Source organism: Streptomyces sp. NPDC090088 (assembly GCF_044747345.1).
GTDB lineage: Bacteria > Actinomycetota > Actinomycetes > Streptomycetales > Streptomycetaceae > Streptomyces.
Map to the genome: position 1 here is coordinate 52,724 of NZ_JBIVDZ010000010.1, position 20,490 is coordinate 73,213.

Below are 20,490 nucleotides of genomic sequence, written 5' to 3' on the forward strand. Positions count from 1 at the left end.
GCGCTCCGGCGATCCCGGGCTCAGCCGTCCTTGGCCGGGCGACGACCGCGCCGCGGAGTGCGACGGGGCAGAGGGGATGCCTGGGGCGGACCCGGCTGCACGGGAGGAAAGCCGGACGGCGCGGCGGAGCCGGAGGGCGAGGGCGCGGGGAAGTCGGACGGCGACGGTGGGCGGGAGCCGGTCGTCGTGAATCCGTCGTCCCAGGCCTCGTGCGCGCCGAACGGGTCGGTCGGCCCGCTCGCGAGCAGGTCCGCGAGCCCGGGCGCGCCGCGCGCCTTGAGCGTCGCCAGGGCCAGCGTGTCGGCGTCCGCCTCGGTGTCGCTGTGCCAGGTGATGGTGCCGGGGAGCATCACCAGCGAGGTCGTCCCGGACTCCCCGGCGGCGGGGCGCAGCTGGACCCGGACGCCGTGCCGGTCGGCCAGCCGGCCCACCACGAACAGGCCCATGTGCTGGTAGACGTCGGCATCGGCGGTCGGCGGGTTCGCCAGCTTGTGGTTGATCAGGGCGAAGTCCTCGGGCGCCAGGCCGATGCCCTTGTCGTGGATCTCGATCATGATCCGGGTGTCGGGCAGCCGGGTCGCGGTGACCCGGACCGCCGAGCGCGGCGAGGAGAAGGCTGTCGCGTTCTCCAGGAGCTCGGCGAGCAGATGTACCAGGTCGGTGACGGCACGGCCGTGGATCTCGGCCTCCGGGATGCCCGCCATCTCGATCCGCTCGTACTGCTCCACCTCGGAGGCCGCCGCCCGCAGCACGTCGACGAGGGGCAGCGGACGGTCCCACTGCTGGGTGGGCCGTTCACCGCCGAGCACCAGGAGGTTCTCGCCGTTGCGGCGCACACGGGTGGCGAGGTGGTCCAGCCGGAACAGGTTCGACAGCTGCTCGGGGTCGGCCTCGCGCTCCTCCAGGTCGGTGATCAGGGCGAGCTGACGCTCGATCAGCGACTGGTTGCGGCGGGACAGGTTGGTGAAGATCGTGTTGATGTTGCCGCGCAGCAGGGCCTGTTCGGCCGCCAGCCGGACCGCCTCCCGGTGCACATGGTCGAAGGCGCGGGCCACCTCCCCGATCTCGTCGGTGGTGGTGATCGGGATCGGCGCGACCTTGGTGTCCACCTGGCCGGGCACGGCCTGGGACAGCTGGGTGATCACGGCCGGCAGCCGCTGCTCGGCGATCGCGATCGCCGAGGCGCTCAGCCGGCGCATGCCCCGGCTCATCGAGCGGGCCACCCAGGCCGCGAGCAGCACCGCCACCAGGACCGCGCCGAGGGCGAGCGAGCCGTTGACGATCGCGTCCCGGCGGGCGTCGTCGGCGACCTTCCGGGCGTCGGCGAGCGCCGTGTCGGTGAGGCGGACCTCGATACTCCGGTAGGCGTCGAAGACCAGCGCGTGCGCGGCGAAGAACGACTCGGGCGTGATGCCCTCGGCCGCCAGCTCCTCGGTCGACTTCCCACTGGCGATCTCGCTGATCATCTTGGCGCGGCTCGGCGGGACCACGAACGTCGCGCCCGCCGCCTTGGCCTGCTCGGCGGCCTTGGTCGTCTGCTCCACGCCCTTCTTCTGGGCGGCCGTCAGCGCCGCCCGCAGCCGGGTCATGTCACCGGCGGTGCCGGCGCCCGCGTACTCCTGCAGTCCCACCTGCTCCAGGTAGGCGTAGGAGCTGAACGAGCCCAGCTGGTTCTGCAGCTCGCCCTCCGAGAGGGCGGCGCGGTCCTCGACCAGCAGATGCGTGCCGATGGAACGCACCAGGGACTCGGCGGCCTGGGTCAGGGACATGGCGTACAGGGTGCGCCCGAAGCTCGCCTGGTTGCTGCTGCCGAAGCCCAGCTCGTTGGAGATCTCCATCAGCGGGTGCTGGACGGCATGGTAGCTCTCCTCCGTCTGCACGCCCGTGAGCTTGGACGAGAACGCGTCGGCCCGCACCGCGGGCAACTGCTTCTCGCCCGCCCGCACCAGCTCGATCCGCCTGGTCAGGCCCGCCGTTCTGGGCGCGCGCTCCACCGCCCGGTCGAAGGCCGCCGCGTCCGCGTCGGTGACCTTGCGTGCCGCCAGCACGGCCGGCGCGTCGCGCTTGCCCTCCAGCAGCGGGATGACCGACACGTCCCGCTCGTTGATCGCGTCACTGGCGTAGGCGTTGGCCGCCTGCACCAACTCCGCGACGTGCACGGCGTCGTTGGCGTCGCGCAGGGTGTCGATCGAGTTCTTCACCCGGACGCCGCCCAGGGCGAGGGCGACGAGCACGGGGATGAGCAGAATGGCCTGGAGGCGTCGTGCGACGCGCCAATTGCCGGTCAGGGGTCTGAGCTTGGACAAGATCGTCCCATTTCACAACAGGAATGGTGTGCAGGGCTGTGCGCAGCCCGACGTTCAGTGGCCAAGTTCTAACACCCAGCGATCGATTTCGGCTGGTGTTTGAGTGAAGCGGTTTCTCTCAAGTGGTGCAAATCTCAACGAAAACCATCGGTGGTCAACGCACGGACCATCGGGCGGAAGACCGATACCTGGTGACGCGTCCGACGGGACGAACGGTCAGCGCTTACTCCGGCGGCGTCGGCGTGTCCGACGAGCGGTACATCGCCTGGACGTCCAGCTCCAGCTGCACCGTCGGGCCCACCACCGCGATGCCGCGGGCCAGCATCGACCGCCAGTTGAGGGTGTAGTCCTCCCGGTGCAGCTCCGCCGTGGCGAGCGCGGCACAGCGCAGCTCCTCGCCGTACCCGCCGTTGACCGTGCCCAGATAGGTGGTGTCGAGCGACACCGAGCGGCTGACGCCGTGCATCGTCAGGGTGCCCAGCAGCGTCCACTTGCTGCCGCCCCGGTAGGCGAAGCGCGTGCTGACGAAGTCGATGTACGGGTACCGCTCGACGTCCAGGAAGTCGCCGGACCGCAGGTGGTTGTCGCGGGTGGTGTTCCCGGTGGTGATGCTCGACGCGTCGATGCGCACCCGGACCGTCGACCGGCTCATGTCCGGGGCGACGTCGATCGCACCGTCGAACCGCTCGAAACGGCCGTGCACATGGGCCATGCCGACATGCTTGGCGATGAACCGGATCGCGGTGTGCGGCGGATCGAAGACCCAGCCGCCGGTCGGCGGCAGCGGCAGCTGCCGGGCCGGCTGCAGCCGGATCCCCGCGGGCGCCGGGCAGCTGTCGGCGACGATCTCGACCGTCTCCCGGTGCGGGTCCAGCCCCTCGGCGATGATCAGCATGCTGTAACGCCCGGGCGGCAGCGCCGCCATGAAGAAGCCGAAGGGGTCGGTGGTGCCCCGCGCGGCCACCTGGTGGGTGTCCAGCGCGGTGACCGTGACCTCGGCGCCGCCGAGCGGCTGGTCGACCGGGTCCAGGACGGTCCGGGCGACACCGCCCGCGCCGGGCGGGAGGGGCAGGGTGAGACCTGCGGTGCGGGCCGGGGCGTCCTTGGACCACCGGCGCCTGAGCAGCCCGAGGGCCATGCCGTTCACCTTTCGTGAGTGTCGGGGCCGGCGACGGCAGCCTCGCCGCCGCCACGGCCCCGGGGGGATCGGTCAGTCACGGCCGAGGATCCGGCCGAGCGCCCGGGCCAGCACTTCCTCCGCGTCCTCGGCGGCGCTCTCGTGCCGGAAGGCCACGTACCCGTCGGGGCGCACCAGCAGCGCGCCCGCGTCGGACACCTCACGGAGCCGCGCCCAGTCGCCGTAGGGGTCCTCGTACTCCTGGCCGGGACCGATGACGACCGTCGCGATGTCGAGGGAGCGGGCCCGCGCGGCGCGCAGCCAGCCTTCGCCGCCGATGCCGGTCAGCAGGGTGAACCGGCCCTTGCCGACGGTGTCCAGGGTGGACACCGTCCGCGTGCCCGAAGTGATCCAGGCGTGCGGGAGCTTGGCGCCCGGGCGGGAGCTGGGCTGGTGGTACAGCTCCGGGTCGCGGGCGAAGCCGGGGTCGGGGGTGCCGTCGGGCACGACGGCGGTCGAACTCCCGGCGGAGTAGCACTGGTTGAGGTCCACGCCGTGCGCGTTGAACTCGTACACCTTGTGGGCGATCGCGTCCCGCAGCCGCGCCCGCTGCTTCTCGGCGGCCTCGGTGGCCTCCTTGCGGGCGGCGATGTTGGCCCAGAGCTGTTCGGGGGTCTGCGGGGTGAGACCGTCGAGCGCCTCGAAGATCGGGGCCGTCTCGCCGATCGACTTGTTGGCGCGGGTCACGATCTGCCGGCCGACGGGCGCGCGTTCGGCCGTGTACGTGTCGAGGAGCCGGGGGCCGGCGGTGCCGTCGAGGACCAGCTTCAGCTTCCAGGCCAGGTTGTAGGAGTCCTGGATGGAGGTGTTCGAGCCGAGCCCGTTGGACGGCGGGTGCCGGTGCACGGCGTCCCCGGCGCAGAAGACCCGGCCGTTGGAGTACGTCTCGGCGTACATCTCGTTCACCGTCCACGCCGAGGACGACTTGACGGTCACCGGGATCTCGTCGTCGCCGATCAGCTGGCGGACGACCGACTCCGCGTACTGGGTGGTCAGGTCGGGGGCGCCGGCCGTGACGTCGTACCCCCACACGATCAGCCACTCGGTCCACGGGCGCACACAGCGCACCAGGCCCGCGCCGATACCGCCGACCGTCGCGCCCGGGGCCAGCACCCAGTACAGGGTGGAGGGGCGGTGGGCGGTGTACTTGCTCAGGTCGGCGTCGAAGACGATGTTGACGCTGCCCGCGACGCCCATCTGACCGCCCATCGGCAGCCCGGCGTCCTCGGCCACCTGCGAGCGCCCGCCGTCCGCGCCGATGAGGTACTTGGCCCGGATCGTGTACTCGTCACCGCGGACCCGGTCCTCGACGGTGACGGTCACCCCGTCCGCGTCCTGCGTGAACGACTTGTAGACGGTGCTGTGGCGGAAGACGGTGCCGCGGGCGACGGCCGCGTCCACCAGGACCGGCTCCATGAGGTGCTGTGGAATGTCACACATCACCGTAGGACTGGCCAGCTCGTGCGCCGCCTGCACCAGCGGCTCGTTGCCCCACGACCGCACCCGCCCCAGCTCCTCGCCGGCCAGGCTGGTGCAGAAGGTGGTGTTCCCCATCAGGTGCTGCGGGGTGGCCTTCGCGAGGGCCTCCTGCTCGACGCCCAGGTCGCGCAGGACCTCCATGGTGCGCTGGTTGGTGATGTGGGCGCGCGGGGTGTCGGCGAGGCTCGCATAACGGGTGACGACCATGTTCCGTACGCCGTAGGTGCTCAGGGCCAGCGCGGCGGAGGCGCCGGCCGGGCCGCTGCCCACGATCAGGACGTCGGTCACGACATCGGTGTGCACGGGGAACGCTCCGGAGGGGGAAGGGCGGAAACCGACCGTTCAAGATCATGAAACGTTCCGCGCCGCCATGGGTGTCTCAATCCGAGACACGCGGTGTACGGCGGAACCCGGCGGGGCGCACCGGTCGTTGCTCCTTCAACTGTTCCCGGTACGGTGAGGGACGCCATGACCACCGCAGAGCATCCCCCCACGGCCGAGCGGCACCCCTCGGCCCCTCCCACCCTGGGCCAACTGCGCCGGGCCCGCGCCCGTTTCCTCGCCGGACACCCGCTGTCGGAGGACGTGCCCGACGAGGTCGCCGCCGCCTGGCGGCGCGCCCGCTTCCACGGTGTACGGCCCGACGGCGCGGAATCCCTCACCGCCCGGCCCCCGCGGTCCGCCGACCCCGCCCTGCTCGACGCCGCCCGGCCGGTGCTGGAGCGGCTCCGCCCGCTGCTCGGCCACGAGCGCACCACCCTCGTCCTCACCGACGCCCGGCCGCGGGTGCTGTGGTCCGCCGGGCACGCCCCGTACGACACGCACTGCCCGGACCTCTCCGAACAGCGCGTCGGCCCCAACAGCGCGGCCCTGGCCCTGCGCACCGGCCACCGTGCCGAGGTGCACGGACCCGAGCACTTCCTCGACGTCTGGCAGGAGGTCTCCGCGGTGAGCGTGCCGCTGCGGGCCCCCGGCGACGGCAGGCCGGCCGGCACGGTCACGGTGGCGTCGGCCCTGTGCGCCGGCTGCGCGCCGCATCCGCAGGCCGCCCTGGCCGAGGCGGCGGCCGCCGCCGTGGAGGCGGAACTGCGCACGTACGCCCGGCCGCCGGAGCGGGCCCTGCTGGACGCCTATCTCGCGGCGGACGAAGGGCAGGACCGGCCGGTGGTGGCCTTCGCCGGTCACAGCCGGCTGGTGAACGAGGCGGCGGGCCGGCTGCTGTCGGCCCGGGACATCGACGACCTGGAACGTGCCGTGCACGCGCAGGCGCGCCAGGACACGCCCGGCACCCGGCTCCCGTACGGCGCGGAGGCCGAACCCGTCCGGTACCGGGGCGAGACCGTCGGCGCCGTCGCCGTACTGCGCCCGGCCCACGACCGCGAACCGGCCGCCCCCGCCGGTCGGCCGTCGACCACCCTGGCCGGGCAGTCGGTGCCGTGGCGGCACGCCACCGAACGCGCGGCCGAACTGGCCACCACCCGCGCCCCCTTGCTGCTCGTCGGCGAGCGGGGTACCGGAAAGACCTTCCTGGCCCGCGAGTTGCTCGACGAACCCGACCCGCTCGTCCTCGACGCGGCCGAGGGGGAAGTGCACGAGGCACTGCCCGCCGACCCGCGCGGCAGCCTCGTGCTCCGCCACGCCGAGCGCCTGGCCCAGCCGGACGTGGCGGCCCTCGTCACCCTGCTCGAAGACCGCCCGGACATCCCCCTGCTGGTCACCTACACGCCGGGAGCGCCACCCGGCCCGTGCCTCCAGCGGCTCCTCGACACCCTCGCCGCCCGCTCGGTCACCCTGCCCGCGCTGCGTGAACGCCCCGAGGACATCCGGGAGTTGCTCACCGCCGTGACCCCGGCACCGGAGCCCGGGCTGCCCCCGCTCACCTGGTCGCTGGACGCCCGGCGCGCACTGGAGCGGTACCCCTGGCCGGGCAACGTCACCGAACTCGCCCATGTCGTACGGTCCCTGGCGCGACGCCGCCGGACGACGGGGCCGGTGCGCCGGGCCGAACTGCCCGATCCCGTGCGCGAGGGACCCGCCGGGCGCGCGCTGAGCCCCATGGAGCACGCGGAACGCACCGCCATCCTGGAAGCCCTGCGCCGGCACGGCGGCAACAAGGCCCGGGCGGCGGCCGCCCTGGGCATCGGCCGCGCGACGCTGTACCGCAAGCTGCGCGCCTACGGCTCCCACGGCTGACCGTCCGGGCGCCGCCCCTCCCGGCGCGGGCGGCTCGGCTCGCCGCCCGCCCGTGCCGGGGCCACCATGGAGGGACGGAACCGGTCCGGGGCCACCTGCTGGGAGACACCCGTGACGCACACCACCGACGTCCTCATCGTGGGCGCCGGCCCGGTCGGGCTGAGCGCCGCCGCCGAACTGGGCCGGCACGGAGCGGACTGCCGCCTCGTCGACCGGCTCCCGGCCCGGCTGCCGTACGCCAAGGCGGTCGGCATCCAGCCGCGCACCCTCGAACTCTGGGACCGGATGGGCCTGGCCCGCACCGTCGTCGAGCAGGCCACACCGATCCGCGGGCAGCTGCTCTACGTCAACGGCGAGGAAACCGGCCGGATCGAGCTGACGCTGCCGCCCGAGGTGCCGTACGGGTTCGCGGCGCTGCCGCAGTACGAGGTCGAACGGATCGTCGAGGAGTATGCGAACGGCCTCGGCACGGTCGTGGAACGCGGCACCGAACTGCTCTCCTTCGCCCAGGGCGAGGACGGGGTCACCGCCCGGCTGCGCACGGCCGCGGGCGCCGAGGAGGAGGTGCGCGTCCGCTATCTGCTCGGCTGCGACGGGGCGCACAGCACCGTCCGCAAGGGCCTCGGCCTCGACTTCGCGGGCGGCGCCTTCGCCGAGGAGTACATGCTCGGCGACGTGGTGGCCGACTGGGACCTGCCCGAGGGGTACGGCATCCGGTCCGTGCACCGGGACGCCGACGGCGCCACGGACGACCTGCTGGTCTGCATTCCGCTGCCCGGACCGGGCCGCTACCGCATGTCGATGACGGTCCCGCCGGGACTCTCCGCCCGGGGCACGGCCGACGCCGACGGCGTGGCCCACGGCCCGCTGGGCGGCAGGCTCCCCGAACTGCCCGACCTCCAGACCGTCGTGGACCGCCTCGGCCCCCGCGCCGCCACGCTCTCCCAGCTGCGCTGGTCCTCCGTGTTCCGGATCAGCCACCGCATCGTCGACCGCTACGCCGACGGACGCGTCTTCGTCGCCGGCGACGCCGCCCACATCCACCCGCCCACCGGCGCCCAGGGCATGAACACCGGCATCCAGGACGCCTGCAACCTGGCCTGGAAACTCGCCCTCGTCCTGCGCGGCGGGGCCGGACCCGCCCTGCTCGCCAGCTACGACGCCGAGCGCCGCCCGGTCGGCGAGGAGGTCGTCGGCCGCACCGTCCGCCACGCCGTGCACGGCATGGAGGCCGACCCCGACGACCCGGCGACGGTGCTGCTCCGCGAGGCCCAGCTCCTCGTCGGCTACCGGGACGGCCCTCTCGCCACCACCCCGCACGGCCCGCCGACCGCCCCGCAACCCGGCGACCGCGCCCCGGACTGCGCCGGTCTCACCACACCCCTGGCCGCCTACCCGCTGCGCCTGCTCGACGTGCTGCGCGACCGCCCCGGCCATGTCGTGCTCCTCTACGCGGCGGACCCCACCGACCTGATCAAGGCCGTGCTCGTCCCCGGCTGGGACGTCCTGGTCATCCGCGAGGAGGCGGGCACCCCGGTGCCCCTCGTCCCCGAATACCTCGACGCGGCGGGCGAGTTCGCGCGCCTGTACCGCCCCGACGGACCCACCGGCTTCGTCGTCCGCCCCGACGGCCACCTCGCGGCCCGCTTCCCCCTCACGGACACCGAGACCGCCCTCGCCGACTACCGCGAGGCCCTCGGCTGACCGTCGCTCTCCGCGCTCCACTCGACGGCCGGCGGTACGACCCGTGCGCACAGCGGCATGCCACAGGCGTCGGTGAGCCCGAGCCGCCCGACCAGCAGACCGTCCCGCGCCGCCGCCCGGGCCACGGCGCCGGGGACGGCGTCGAGCATCAGCTTCGCCCGGCGGAACATCCGCAAACCGCCCCCCGCGTCCACGGCCCCCCAGGACAGATAGACGAACCTGCCCCCGGGACCGCCCTGGACGTAGGGCCCCGTGAGGTCGACGCCCGCGTCCGTGACCGCCGCCGTGCAGGGCAGGGTCCAGGTCGCGGTGACGGCGTCGCCGGGCTGCGGGTCCAGCAGCTCGGCGGGACGGTTCCGGCGCTGCACGGCCACATGGATGTCGTCGTAGCCGGACAGACCGCTGTCCGCGGGCGCCGGACAGGAGCGTCCGGGCAGGTCGGTGGCGTCGATGCGGATGCGCATACGGCCATCATCACCGACCGGCCGGCGGACCGTCCGTGAGGTCCGCCGGCCGGCCCGGTGGGGTCAGCGCTTGGTGTAGATGAAGCCGACCTTGTCGAGCTCGTCGCCGGAGCGGCCGTGGAAGCCGGCGATCTGCCAGCCCGACGGCGCGGTGCGGGTCACGCAGTCGGAGGTCGTCGCACCGCCCGCGAGGGTGCGGCCCAGGTTGGTGGTGAACTTGGCGTAGAAGATGCGGGTGGTGTTGTTGTACTTGCCCTCGCACAGGTACGCCGTGGTCACGTACTCGCTGCTGCCCAGCGTCAGTGAGGACGCGGTGCCGCCGGTGCCGCCGTGGGTGAGCGTCGTACCGTCGGCGAGGGTGATGCCGACCTGGTCGACCCGGGAGCCGGTGCGCAGCGAGATGGTGGTGGCGCGGGCACCGGCCGCCACCTTGTCGATGTCCTGGTAGTAGTCACCGTGCGGACCGCCGAACTGGTCGCTCAGCTGGAAGTTCGCGTTCTGCGTCCAGGAGAAGCCGACCGTGATCGGGTCGTGGTCGGAGAGCATCAGCCCGTCGGAGGTCAGGAACTTCGCGTGCTCGTTGTTGTACGAGGTCGCGTTCAGGGTGACGAGCTTGCTGCTGCGGTAGAGGACCTTGTCCACGACCTCGCAGGTGTTGGGCACGGTCGCCCCGGACTGGTCGCAGACCAGCGCGTCGCTGCCCTTGGCCGGCGCGCTGCCGCCGCGGATCAGCTGCACCCAGGCGTCGGTGAGCCCGTTGTTCGAGGCGAACTCCGCGATGGTGTCGGCGGAACGGGTGTAGCGGGTGTTGGTGTCACCCATGACCACGACCGCGTTGCCGGCCGAGTGCGTGCCGATGAAGGAGGTCAGCTGGCTCAGGTTGTCGGCCCGGGACGCCTCGTCGCCGTCGTTCGTGCCCGCGTTGGTGTGCAGGTTGTAGAAGTCGACGTAGACGCCCTCGGCGAGCCGCTCGCGCATGAAGGTGAAGCCCTTCGGCGTGAGGCAGTCGCCCGAGTCGATCTGGCAGGAGTTCCAGCCGACGCGCTCGAAGTCGTCGCCGTCCCAGGCGTAGTTCGAGACGGTGTTGAGCCCGCTCCCGATGCCCGCGCCGCCGCTGGTCGCGGTGCGGTACGGGTGGGTGTCGGTGGCGTAGAGGTACGCGTGGTAGTTGAAGTCCTCCTGGACGTTGACGATGTCGTACGGCGCGATCCGCGTGCCGATCTCGGTGGTGCTGGTGTCGCGCGGGGTGGAGGCGCTCGACAGGCTTTCGGGAAGCCCGGCGACGTTGTACGTGAGCACGCTGAACGTGCCCCCGGCCGCCGCGGCCGGAGTGGCCGCGGCCGTGAGCCCGCCGAGGGCGGCGACCGCGGCCGCCAGGCAGGCAACGAGTCTGCGCATGGGGGTGTCTCCTACGGGGAGGGTGTGCGCTGCGGGTTGTGGGCATGCCAATGAGGCATGCCGAACCGTAGCGGCAAACGCTTTCCCCCGACCCCCCTTTGTTACCAACGAGTCGGGAAATTCCATGTGACACCCGGAAGATCGACTTCTGCCTCGGGGCGGCCGATCGGGCGGTGACTGTTACTCACTTTCGGGTGACCAGGGCCCTGTTCACCCTGTGGCCCGTGGTGCGGCGGAGGCGCCGCAGGCCTTTGCCCACGGGGCCGATCGGCCGTCAAGGCGGTGCAAATCCTCCCATTCACCTAATAAATGGACGTTACATGCGAGAGTCATAGGAAAGCGAAGGATGTGTAATAGGCGTCGTGTGCGTCCCGAAGGTGACCGGGCCGGGTTGCAGGGTGTGGATGCGCGGCCGGCCGGCCGCCACCTCGAACCCTGCAAAGGGAGACCTCGTGTCCGTTTCCGTTTCCGTGACCGCCCGTCGTCTCGGCTCCGCCACCGCCGTGGCCGCCGCCCTGGTGGGCGCGCTGGCGCTGCCGGCCGCGGCCGCCGCCCCGCACGCTGCGGCCGCGCCCCGCGACGCGGTCGTCATCAGCGCCGTCCAGCACGACGTGCAGGGCCGCGCCGCCTTCTCCAACCGCGCTCTGAACCGGGAGTGGGTGGACGTCACCAACACCTCCCGCCGGGACGTGAACCTGAGCGGCTGGACGCTGTCGGACGCCGACGGTCAGAGCTACACCTTCCACCACTACCGGCTGGAGGGCCGCTCCACGGTCCGCGTGCACACCGGGGAGGGCCGGGACACCGTGCAGGACCTGTACCAGGACCGACGCCGCTCGGTGCTGAACCACGACTCCGACACGGTCACCCTGCGCACCGACCGCGGGCGTTACGTCGACTCCGCCTCCTGGGGTGTGCACCACCGCCGCGACCTGGACGACCGGCACGCCTTCGGCCACGGCCGGGACGCGGACGACCGGCACGTCGTCGACCACCGGCGTGACATGGACGACCGGCACGTCGTCGACCACCGGCGTGACATGGACGACCGGCGCACCGTCGACCACCGTCGTGACGCCGACGACCACCGCGGGTTCGGGCACGGCCGGGACGCGGACGACCGGCGCGACGTCGGCCACGGTCGTGACGCCGACGACCACCGCGGGTTCGGGCACCGTCACTGACGAGCGCGGTCGCCGTGGCCGGGCCCTGGTTTCGGGGTCCGGCCACGGCCGTGTCCCGCGGCGGTCAGCGGACCAGCGGTCCCCTGACGGTGGAGGTGAAGACGGTCTCGCCGTCCTGCCGGCCGACGACCTCGACGGTCACCGTGTCGTCGCTCCCGGGCGTCACCCCGGTCACGTCGATCCAGCAGGGGCTGTCGAGTTCGACGTACCGGTTGAACGTCGTGGACGTGCTCGCCGGTATCAGCGCGCGGGGTGCCAGCCGGGCGCAGGCGGCCTGGCGGGCGGCCTCCAGCAGGACCATGCCCGGCAGATGGTCGCCGTCGTGGTCGAACAGGATCGGGTGGTCCAGGTCCGGGGTCAGCAGCCAGCGGTCCGGGGTGTCCGTCGGTGTCAGCACCACGTCGGCGGGGGAGGTGCGGCCCACCGCGGCCGGCGGCATCGGGCCGGCGGCGACGGCCGGTCCCCCCGAAACCGGCGGCCGTCCGGGGCGGTTGGCCCGCAGCCGGGCGTAGACGGCGGGCGTGACGACGGAGTACAGCCCGTCGCCGTGGGCCACCGGCCGGCCGTCCCTGCGCAGCGCGAACCCGATGTCCATCCGGCGCGCGGACGCCCTGCCGCGCGGTACGGAGTCCGGGCAGGTCACGTCGAGGTCGAAGTCGGTCGGGCGGGAGTCGATCCGCAACTGGTCCAGATCGGCGTGGCAGCTGAGCGACCACAGCACGAAGTGATGGCCGAGCGGAACCTCGTGCTCCGCGTGGGTCACGAACATGCCTGCCTGCCGAAACGTCTCTGCCGCCTGCAGCGGATCGTGACTCGAACCGTCGGCGCTGTTGAAGAACGTATGGGCGCGCGGCCACTGTCCGGTGAGGGAGAACCGCTGCCCGTCGTCCTGGGCGGTGCAGCCACTGAGGAACACCTCGGCGAGGGACGCCCGGTGGACGTACTCCTTGGGAACCGTGGTGGTCAGCCGTGGCAGTGCGGGCAGACCGACTCCGATCTCGCTGGCGGACAGGCTCATCGACAACCCCCCGTCGGAACGCTCTTCGTTGGCTTGAAGCTCTGTTCGACGCCTATAAGATACGGACCTACCGGTTTTCTCGGGTCGGCCACAAGGTAAAGGATTCACCAAGCGTGGTACGACTCGATACATGCATGACTCCGCTCAGTAGTGGTTTGGCCAAGTATTTTCGCGCTCAATCAAGTCGAAGGCACGGCGAAAAACGGACTAACTGTCAGATGTCGACGGCTGGTTATCGGTGGGTGACGAGCCCGGTTCGATTCGGCCAAAACCTGTCCGGCGGTCTCTTTCGGCCAGGCCCGCGGAAGTTGACGCCCTGTCGCGGTACCCGCGCTCCTCCGGACCCGACAGCCACTGCATGATTGTCGAACGGCCTGCGGGAGGGAGACCCCGATGGAAGCGCTGCGCACCCTGCGCCTCGCCGCCGTCAACATCGACGGCGTCCTGCTCAACGACAGCTTCAGCCCCGTCCTGCACCGCCTCGTCCTCAAGTACGGCGGTACGTACAGCCGGGAGCTGGAACAGCGGCTCTTCTCGCAGTCCCGGCTCGCGGCCGCCCGGGTGCTGCTGGAGGAGACCGGCGCCGGGGTGAGCGAGCGGGAGGCCATCGCCGACTACTTCGCCGAACGCGAGCGCTATCTGCGCACGCACCCCGTCCACACCCTCGACGGCGCCGAGGAGCTCGTGCACCGGCTGCGCGCCCTGGGCCTCGACGTCGTCTGCTACGGCGGTCTCGACGAGGACCACTTCCGCCGCCATCTCGGCGCCTGGGAGCAGCTGTTCACCGCCCCGCGCTACATCTGCACCGATGCCGTCCGCCCCGGCATCCGGGAGATCGTCCAGGACCACTTCGGCCTCGACTACCACCAGGTCCTCTTCATCGACGACGTGGCCCGGTTCGCCGGCCACGCCAAGGAGCTGGACGTGCCGTTCGTCGGCCACCCCAGCACCTTCGAACACGGCTTCCAGCCCGAGCTGATGCGCGAGCTCGGAGTCCGGCACCTGGTCGGCGGTCTCGCCGAGATCGACGAACAGCTCCTGCGCACCGTCGACCGCGAGGCCGGGCTCGGCACCGTCTGGCAGGGCGCCGGCTCGCTCACCGGTGTCTCCGAGGCGACCCGGTGACCGCCGCGGAAGGAGCCGTCCTGGCGGGCAGGGTCGCCCTCATCACCGGCGCCAGCAGCGGCATCGGCGCGGCCGCGGCCCGGGTGTTCGCCCGGCAGGGGGCCACCGTCGTCGTCACCGCCCGCCGCGACGACAAGCTGCGCGAGCTCGCCGGCGAACTGCGCGCCCGGGGAGCCCAGGCGAGCCACCGCACCCTGGACGTGCGCGACGGGGAGGAGGTGCGGCGCACCGTCGAGTTCGTCGTCGAGCGGTACGGCCGTCTCGACGCCGCCTTCAACAACGCGGGCGTCGCCCTGCCGAAGACCCCCCTGCACCTCATCGGCGACGCCGACTACGAGCGCGTCACCGAGACCAATGTGCGGGGCGTGTGGAACTGCCTGCGCCACGAGATCACGGCCATGCTGGAGAGCGGCGGCGGGTCGATCGTCAACACCAGCAGCGTGGGCGGCCTGGTCGCCTCCTCGACGGCCGCGCCGTACATCGCCTCCAAGCACGCGGTGATCGGACTCACCAAGGCGGCGGCCGTCGAGTACGCCCCGCACCGCATCCGTGTGAACGCCATCGCCCCGGGCCTGACCCGCTCCGAGATGATCGACGAGTGGTTCGCCAAGTCGCCGGAGAACGAGGCGCGCGCCTACCGTTCCGCCCCGCAGGCCCGCGCCGCCGACCCGGAGGAGGTCGCGGAGGCCGCCGCCTGGCTGTGCAGCGACAAGGCGAGCTTCGTCACGGGTGCCACACTTACCGTGGACGGTGGACGCACCGCCTGGTGAACTGCCCGACGAGCCCGCGTCGACGCTCCCGCGCCGACGGCGCGGGAGCGACCGGGAATCGGCCCTGCGCGGCCGAAATATGGACCCCCGATTGGGGTAAGGTACGTCACGTCCGGTTTTGTTTTGACCAGGAGGGGGTCCGCATGGCGCGTCAGGAGCGTGCGATTCGGACCCGGCGTGCTGTTGTCGAGGCCGCCGCGGCGGTCTTCGCCGAGCGCGGGTACACGGCGGCGACCATCTCCGAGATCCTTGAGCGGGCCGGAGTCACCAAGGGTGCCCTGTACTTCCACTTCGACTCCAAGGAAGCCCTCGCCCGGGGTGTGATCAACGCCCAGATCAGTGACGACTACTGGGTGCCGCGCGAGCTGAAGCTCCAGGAGTGGGTGGACATCGGCATGACGCTGGCCCACCGGATTCCCAAGGAGGTCATCCTGCTCGCCGGGATACGGCTGTCCGCCGACCTCCAGGGGCGTTCGCTGTTCGGCAGCGCCTGGCCCGCCTGGACCGAACTGGTGACGAGCAAGCTGGTGGAGGCGAAGGAACGCGGCGAGGTGCTGCCGCACGTCGATCCCCGCGAGACCGCGGAGTGCTTCCTCGGGGCCTGGATCGGGACCCAGTTCATGTCCGAGGCGCTCTCCGACTGGACGGACCTGAACGACCGGATCTCCGTCCTCTACAACCACGTACTGCCGGCCATCGCGACCCCGGCGGCCCTGATCCGGCTGGACACCGCACCCGACCGCGGTGCCCGGGTCGTCGAGCAAGTCGAACGCCGGCGGCAGGAAGAACCGGTGACCGCCGAGGCTTGACCCGCCTCGGACCAAACCATCCGCCTGGTTTTCTTTGGGCGGTGCCACCCGCCGTGCGGTGGATCGCGGACTGCCCCGAATGTCCGCGAAACCTGCCAATCATGCTCTTTGTTAGGGTTCTCAGATCGCAATTGTTGCAGGCCCAGGGGGAACCGGACCGTGCGATCCCGGATTCGCCCGGATCAACAGGGGGACGCGATGGTCAAGCAACTCCGGGCGGCCCGAACCCGCCAGGCACTCGTCCTGGCCGCCGCCGAGAACTTTGCCGACAACGGCTACGCACTGTCCTCGCTGCCCGCGATCATCCGGCGGGCGGGAGTGAGCGCCGGCGCGCTGCACTTCCACTTTCCCAGCAAGGACGCGCTCGCCTGCGAGGTGGAGGGGGCGGCCCGGCAGTCCGTCGAGCAACTGGTCGCGGGGCGGCGGCGGTCGGCCACCTCCGCACTGCGGCTGCTGATCACGGTCACCCGGGACCTGCTGGCCGCGGGCGCCACCGACGCGGTCGTCCGCGCCGGCTTCAAGCTGAGCGTCGACCCCTCGCGCAAGAACGGCACGGACTTCGGGTCCTGGTGGCGCGCCTGGGTGTGTGAACAGCTGCTGCGGGCGCAGCGCGAGGGGGAACTGGCCGACGGAGTGTCGCCGGACCGGGTCGCCGCGGTGATCGTCGCCACGACGGTCGGGTTCGAGGTGCTCGGCGCGGCGGATCACGACCGGATCTCGCCCCAGCACGTCGAACAGTTCTGGTCACTGGTGCTGCCCCAACTGGCGGCGCCCGGAAACGAGTTCGTGGGCGCCGCCCGGTCCGATTCCTGACCCGGAGTCAGCAGCGCGCGCGGACACGGGAGTTCGGCCGGGCAAACCGTCCGTGCCGTATGCGACTTCGGGGGCAGGAATCGTCCCGGAGCCGTCAGGCGGCCCCGATGTGCCGGGCGATCCGGCCGGCCGCGAACTCCGTACCCGCCACGAACCGCATCATCGGCCCGAACATCGGTGCCGCGAGCGAGCCGGTGAAGTACAGACCGGGCACCGACGACTCGAAGGTCCCGCGCAGCGCGGGCGCCTTCGAACCCGGCACGCACGCCACGGCGCGCCGCACCGACGCGGACAGGAACGGCAGGGCGTCCAGGTCCAGCCGGTAACCGGTGGCCGCCAGCACATGGTCGACGGTGAGGGACTCGCGCTCCCCGCCGGGGCCGGCGACGTCCAGCCGCACCGCCGGCCCGGACATCGCGGCACCGGTGACCCGGCGCGAGGTGCGCACGCGCACGACCCCCTCGACCCGGTCCCGCAGCCACCAGCCGCCCGAGGGGCCGAGCGCCCGCCGGAACAGCAGCAGCCGGGCGGCCGGCGGACACCAGCGCACACTCCCCGGCGCCGCGCAGACCGCCGCCAGGATCCAGCCGGTGCCCAGCGGCGAGGCCGGCTTGGCCAGCCGCTGGGGCCAGGGCCGGGCCAGGTCCGGGGTCATGCCCCACAGCACCTTGGGCTCACGCACCAGGACCTGCGCCTCGGCGCCCGCCTCGTGCAGCAGCGCGGCACTCTCCAGCGCCGACTGGCCACCGCCGACGACGGCCACCCGCCGCCCCGCGTACACCGACAGATCGGTGTGCTGGCTGGTGTGCGACACCCGCGCCCGGGGACCCGGCCCCTCGGGCACCAGCTGCCGCAACTCCGCCGGGACATGGGCGAGTCCGTTCAGGCCGGTCGCCACCACCACGGCCGAGGCCGCCATCTCCTGCCCGTCGTCCAGCCGGACCAGGAAGCCGGGTCCGGACGGCGGTCGCTCGACCGCGGTCACCCGGGCCGGCTCGACCTCGCCGACGTACCGCTTCTGGAACCACTGCCCGTACCGTACGAAGACGTCGCACGGGATCGGGGTCAGTTCGGTCAGCTCCGGCTCGCCGTGCTCGCGCCGGAAGTCCGCCAGCCGGCCACCGGGCTCCGGCGCCGACAGATCGGTCGCGGCCGGCGTCGATTTCAGGAACATCCCGGTGGCCATGGCGTGCCGCCAACTGCCCATCACGTCACCGAAGACACGGACCGGTGTCCCCGCCGCCCGTAAGTGGGCGGCCACCGACAGTCCGTACGGCCCGGCACCGACCACGACGACCGGTGACCGGCCGTGGCCGGCGAACGCCTGCTCCTGGGCAGGGCGCTGCCCCGGAAGCGACTGCGTCATGCATCCCTCCGCTGGTCTGCTCGCCGCCCTCCCCTGGGCGACGCGACACTGCGGGATGGCACGCCCGGCGTGAATCGGCCGTGCCCGTCCCCCCTCCGCGGGTGAGTCTCTCCCACGAGCAGGCGCCGGGAAACGATATCGACGCACGTTGGCCAAAACTTGGTCGAACTATACGACAAGCGACGGCGACCGTGTCATTGACGTACGCGGGTTGCGTCTCGGCGATCACCGGCCCGACAAGATCGGTCGGCGCGGGCTCCGGCAGCGCCACCGGCCGGGGACCTCGCCGAGGCGCACCCCTTCGGGGCGGGTCCTCCGGTGCGCCCGCTGCCGTACGAGCCGGTCACACAGGGGAGCGGCGCGGCCGCCCATGTACGATCGACGGGTGAACACCTACTGGCACGTCGCTCTGCCGCCGCTCTGCGCCTGACCGGGCGCACCCGCTGACGGCTTGAATCCACGCTCCGGCCCGGGCCTCCCGGCGGCTGGGCGACTGTGACGTGCGCCCGTTTCGAAACCAGTCCGCAGACGGTATTCGACGACGGAAGTTCACGACTGTGCCCGACGACACCTCATCCCAGCCTTCCCCTGCCCTGACCGGCCGGGCTCCCACGCACCCGCGTGCCCGCCACGCCGGCCTGCTCACCGGGCCGCTGCCGATCCTCACGGCCGCCGTGCTGTGGGGCACCACGGGGACCGCCAGTTCCCTCGCCCCCACCGGAGCACCGGCCGCCGCCGTCGGCGCCGCCGGCCTGGTCCTCGGCGGCCTCCTGCTGTTCCTGACCGCGCCCGGCGGCCGCTCCCTGCCCAGGACCCGCACCGGCGGCGAACGCGGGCTGCTCGCCGTGGGCGCCCTCGCGGTGTCCGGATACCCGCTCTCCTTCTATCCCGCCGTGGCACGCACCGGCGTGGCCGTGGCCACCGTGGTCGCACTCGGCGGTGCCCCCGTCCTCGCCGGCCTGCTCGCCTGGCTCACCCGGCAGTCCCGGCCGACCGTCCGCTGGGCGGCCGCGACCGCCACGGCCGTCCTCGGCTGCGTGGCGCTCGTCCTCGGCCCCGGGCTCACCGGCGCCGGCACCCCCGTCGACCTGCCCGGTGTCCTGCTGGCAGCGGCGGCGGGTCTGTCGTACGCCGTCTACGCCCTGGTCGGCGGACAGCTCATCGCCCGTGGACACGCCTCCGGCGCCGTGATGGGCGTGATGTTCGGGGGAGCGGCGGTGCTCGTGCTGCCGGTGGTGCTGTGGAGCGCCGGGCCGTGGCTGCCGACGGCGCGCGGCGCGCTGGTCGTCCTCTATCTCGGGGTGGTCACCACCTTCCTCTGCTACCGGCTCTTCGGATACGGCCTGCGGCACACCACCGCCCAGACCGCGACGACCCTGACCCTGGTCGAGCCGGCCGTGGCCGCCGTCCTGGGGGTCGCGGTCCTGGGCGAGCGCCTGCCGGCCGTGTCCTGGTGCGGGCTGGCGGTGCTGGCGCTGGGAGTTGTCCTGCTCACCCGGGAGCGCCGGGCTGAGCCCCAGTCAAGTAACCGACCGTAGGGTCTGTTTCGTGAGGGCCGCCGATAGTGGGTGACTTGGCGGCCGGACGGCCGGGTCGCACGATCGTGGGGATGTCGGCTTGCCCCCGTGGGTCCCGAAATGGCAGTGCTGTGCGGCCATTTCGGGAGGCCCGGGGGAGGTGTGGAGTCCTCCGGCCGTTCTCCGGCGGTTCATTAGAGACGGCCTAGCGACGGGTCGGTTGACAGACCGCTCGTGCTGTTTTCTACTGGCGGAGTGTCAGGTGTGAGGATCAGGGAGACGCGTGTGGACATCGGGCTGCTGGGTGCACTGAGGGTGCGGGAGAACGGGATCTCGATCGTCCCGACCGCGCCGAAGCCCCGCCAGGTACTGGCCCTGCTGGCGGTGCGCGCCGACCAGGTGGTGACCGTCACGACCCTCGTCGAGGAACTGTGGGCGGGCACCCCGCCGCGCAGCGCCCGCACCACCCTGCAGACCTATGTGCTCCAGCTCCGCGACCTCATCGCGACCGCGCTGCGCGAGGGAGACGACTCCGGAGGCGCGCCGGAGCGGTCCGCGAAGGACGTCCTGACGACCCTGCCGGGCGCCTACCTGCTGGCCACCGGAGGCGGCGAGAGCGACACCGCGGAGTTCGAGCGGCTGGTCGAACTGGGCTGCCGCGCCATGGACGACGAGAACCACGCCGGCGCCTCACGCATCCTGCGCCAGGCGCTGGACCTGTGGACCGGCCCGCCCTTCGCCGACGTGCACACCGGTGCCCAGCTGGCCGTGGAGGCACGGCGGCTGGAGGAGAGCCGGCTGTGCGCCCTCGACCAGCGCATCGAGGCCGATCTGCACCTCGGCAGGCACCGCGAACTCCTGGCCGAGCTCACCGTGCTGACCAGCCGCTACCGCTCCCACGAGAACCTGCATGCCCAGTTCATGCTGGCCCTGTACCGCTCGGGCCGGCGCAGCGAGTCCCTCCACGTCTACCAGCAGCTGCGCGCCCACCTCGTCAGGGACCTCGGCCTGGAACCCTCCCCACGGCTGCGCCGCCTCCAGCAGGCCATCCTCACGGCCACCGCCGAGAACCCGGGCACGCCGTCGCACCACGACGACCTTGCCGCACCGGCACCCGGCGGGGGCCTGGCACGGGTGCCCTGAGCCCTGCGACCGGGCCCGGCGGCC

Annotated in this window: 16 protein-coding genes; 9 read left to right on the plus strand and 7 right to left on the minus strand. The window is 72.4% G+C overall.

Going from position 1 to position 20,490, the window contains the following annotated elements; translation table 11 throughout:
- Window positions 1-20: 20 nt before the first annotated feature.
- The 3 genes from ACIPSJ_RS39905 to ACIPSJ_RS39915 all read right to left on the minus strand — a co-directional run bounded on the left by ACIPSJ_RS39905 (window position 21) and on the right by ACIPSJ_RS39915 (window position 5,265).
- A complete protein-coding gene (locus ACIPSJ_RS39905; RefSeq protein ID WP_401353190.1) occupies window positions 21-2,306 on the minus strand; it encodes a nitrate- and nitrite sensing domain-containing protein in 2,286 nt (761 codons plus the stop codon).
- A gap of 223 nt (window positions 2,307-2,529) precedes the next feature.
- Window positions 2,530-3,444 (minus strand): YceI family protein, encoded by a 915-nt coding sequence (locus ACIPSJ_RS39910; protein ID WP_355725662.1) that lies wholly within the window; start codon window positions 3,442-3,444, stop codon window positions 2,530-2,532.
- 72 nt (window positions 3,445-3,516) lie between these two features.
- Window positions 3,517-5,265: an FAD-dependent oxidoreductase gene (locus ACIPSJ_RS39915; RefSeq protein WP_401353192.1), complete on the minus strand. Its 1,749-nt coding sequence runs from the start codon at window positions 5,263-5,265 to the stop codon at window positions 3,517-3,519.
- Between the two features lie 165 nt (window positions 5,266-5,430).
- On the opposite strand from ACIPSJ_RS39915, the gene ACIPSJ_RS39920 reads away from it, so the two are divergent.
- Both ACIPSJ_RS39920 and ACIPSJ_RS39925 read left to right on the plus strand, forming a co-directional pair.
- Window positions 5,431-7,155 (plus strand): sigma-54-dependent Fis family transcriptional regulator, encoded by a 1,725-nt coding sequence (locus tag ACIPSJ_RS39920; protein WP_401353194.1) that lies wholly within the window; start codon window positions 5,431-5,433, stop codon window positions 7,153-7,155.
- 66 nt (window positions 7,156-7,221) lie between these two features.
- Window positions 7,222-8,859 carry an FAD-dependent monooxygenase gene (locus ACIPSJ_RS39925; protein ID WP_401353196.1) on the plus strand — a complete coding sequence of 546 codons (1,638 nt, stop codon included), beginning with the start codon at window positions 7,222-7,224 and terminating at the stop codon, window positions 8,857-8,859.
- Here ACIPSJ_RS39925 and ACIPSJ_RS39930 read toward each other — a convergent pair.
- Both ACIPSJ_RS39930 and ACIPSJ_RS39935 read right to left on the minus strand, forming a co-directional pair.
- On the minus strand, window positions 8,838-9,323 hold the full coding sequence (locus tag ACIPSJ_RS39930) for a DUF5990 family protein (protein WP_401353198.1): 486 nt from the start codon (window positions 9,321-9,323) through the stop codon (window positions 8,838-8,840). The two genes, ACIPSJ_RS39925 and ACIPSJ_RS39930, sit on opposite strands and share 22 nt — an antisense overlap.
- A gap of 63 nt (window positions 9,324-9,386) precedes the next feature.
- Window positions 9,387-10,721 (minus strand): jacalin-like lectin, encoded by a 1,335-nt coding sequence (locus ACIPSJ_RS39935; protein WP_359226062.1) that lies wholly within the window; start codon window positions 10,719-10,721, stop codon window positions 9,387-9,389.
- A 452-nt stretch (window positions 10,722-11,173) separates the two neighbouring features.
- On the opposite strand from ACIPSJ_RS39935, the gene ACIPSJ_RS39940 reads away from it, so the two are divergent.
- Window positions 11,174-11,905, plus strand: coding sequence for a lamin tail domain-containing protein (locus tag ACIPSJ_RS39940; RefSeq protein WP_401353200.1), 732 nt, complete (start codon window positions 11,174-11,176; stop codon window positions 11,903-11,905).
- A gap of 64 nt (window positions 11,906-11,969) precedes the next feature.
- Here ACIPSJ_RS39940 and ACIPSJ_RS39945 read toward each other — a convergent pair whose 3' ends face one another.
- A complete protein-coding gene (locus tag ACIPSJ_RS39945; RefSeq protein WP_401353202.1) occupies window positions 11,970-12,923 on the minus strand; it encodes a ScbA/BarX family gamma-butyrolactone biosynthesis protein in 954 nt (317 codons plus the stop codon).
- 393 nt (window positions 12,924-13,316) lie between these two features.
- On the opposite strand from ACIPSJ_RS39945, the gene ACIPSJ_RS39950 reads away from it, so the two are divergent.
- The 4 genes from ACIPSJ_RS39950 to ACIPSJ_RS39965 all read left to right on the plus strand — a co-directional run bounded on the left by ACIPSJ_RS39950 (window position 13,317) and on the right by ACIPSJ_RS39965 (window position 16,440).
- Window positions 13,317-14,048, plus strand: a complete 732-nt coding sequence (locus ACIPSJ_RS39950; RefSeq protein ID WP_359226066.1) for an HAD family phosphatase — start codon at window positions 13,317-13,319, stop codon at window positions 14,046-14,048.
- Window positions 14,045-14,818 carry an SDR family NAD(P)-dependent oxidoreductase gene (locus ACIPSJ_RS39955; RefSeq protein WP_401353204.1) on the plus strand — a complete coding sequence of 258 codons (774 nt, stop codon included), beginning with the start codon at window positions 14,045-14,047 and terminating at the stop codon, window positions 14,816-14,818. The genes ACIPSJ_RS39950 and ACIPSJ_RS39955 overlap by 4 nt, the downstream gene beginning before the upstream one ends.
- Window positions 14,819-14,961: 143 nt before the next feature.
- A complete protein-coding gene (locus ACIPSJ_RS39960) occupies window positions 14,962-15,627 on the plus strand; it encodes a ScbR family autoregulator-binding transcription factor (protein ID WP_355729000.1) in 666 nt (221 codons plus the stop codon).
- Between the two features lie 198 nt (window positions 15,628-15,825).
- Entirely contained in the window at window positions 15,826-16,440 is a 615-nt protein-coding gene (locus ACIPSJ_RS39965) for a ScbR family autoregulator-binding transcription factor (RefSeq protein ID WP_401353207.1), read from the plus strand.
- Between the two features lie 94 nt (window positions 16,441-16,534).
- Here ACIPSJ_RS39965 and ACIPSJ_RS39970 read toward each other — a convergent pair whose 3' ends face one another.
- The gene (locus tag ACIPSJ_RS39970) at window positions 16,535-17,806 is read right to left on the minus strand and encodes an FAD-dependent oxidoreductase (RefSeq protein ID WP_401353209.1); all 1,272 of its coding nucleotides are present in this window, start codon (window positions 17,804-17,806) and stop codon (window positions 16,535-16,537) included.
- A gap of 557 nt (window positions 17,807-18,363) precedes the next feature.
- Between ACIPSJ_RS39970 and ACIPSJ_RS39975 the strand changes: the two genes are divergently transcribed.
- Together ACIPSJ_RS39975 and ACIPSJ_RS39980 are read left to right on the plus strand one after the other, a co-directional pair.
- Complete coding sequence (locus ACIPSJ_RS39975) at window positions 18,364-19,344, plus strand: DMT family transporter (protein ID WP_401353211.1); 981 nt, start codon at window positions 18,364-18,366, stop codon at window positions 19,342-19,344.
- Between the two features lie 264 nt (window positions 19,345-19,608).
- A complete protein-coding gene (locus ACIPSJ_RS39980; protein WP_401353213.1) occupies window positions 19,609-20,466 on the plus strand; it encodes a BTAD domain-containing putative transcriptional regulator in 858 nt (285 codons plus the stop codon).
- Window positions 20,467-20,490 lie beyond the last annotated feature (24 nt).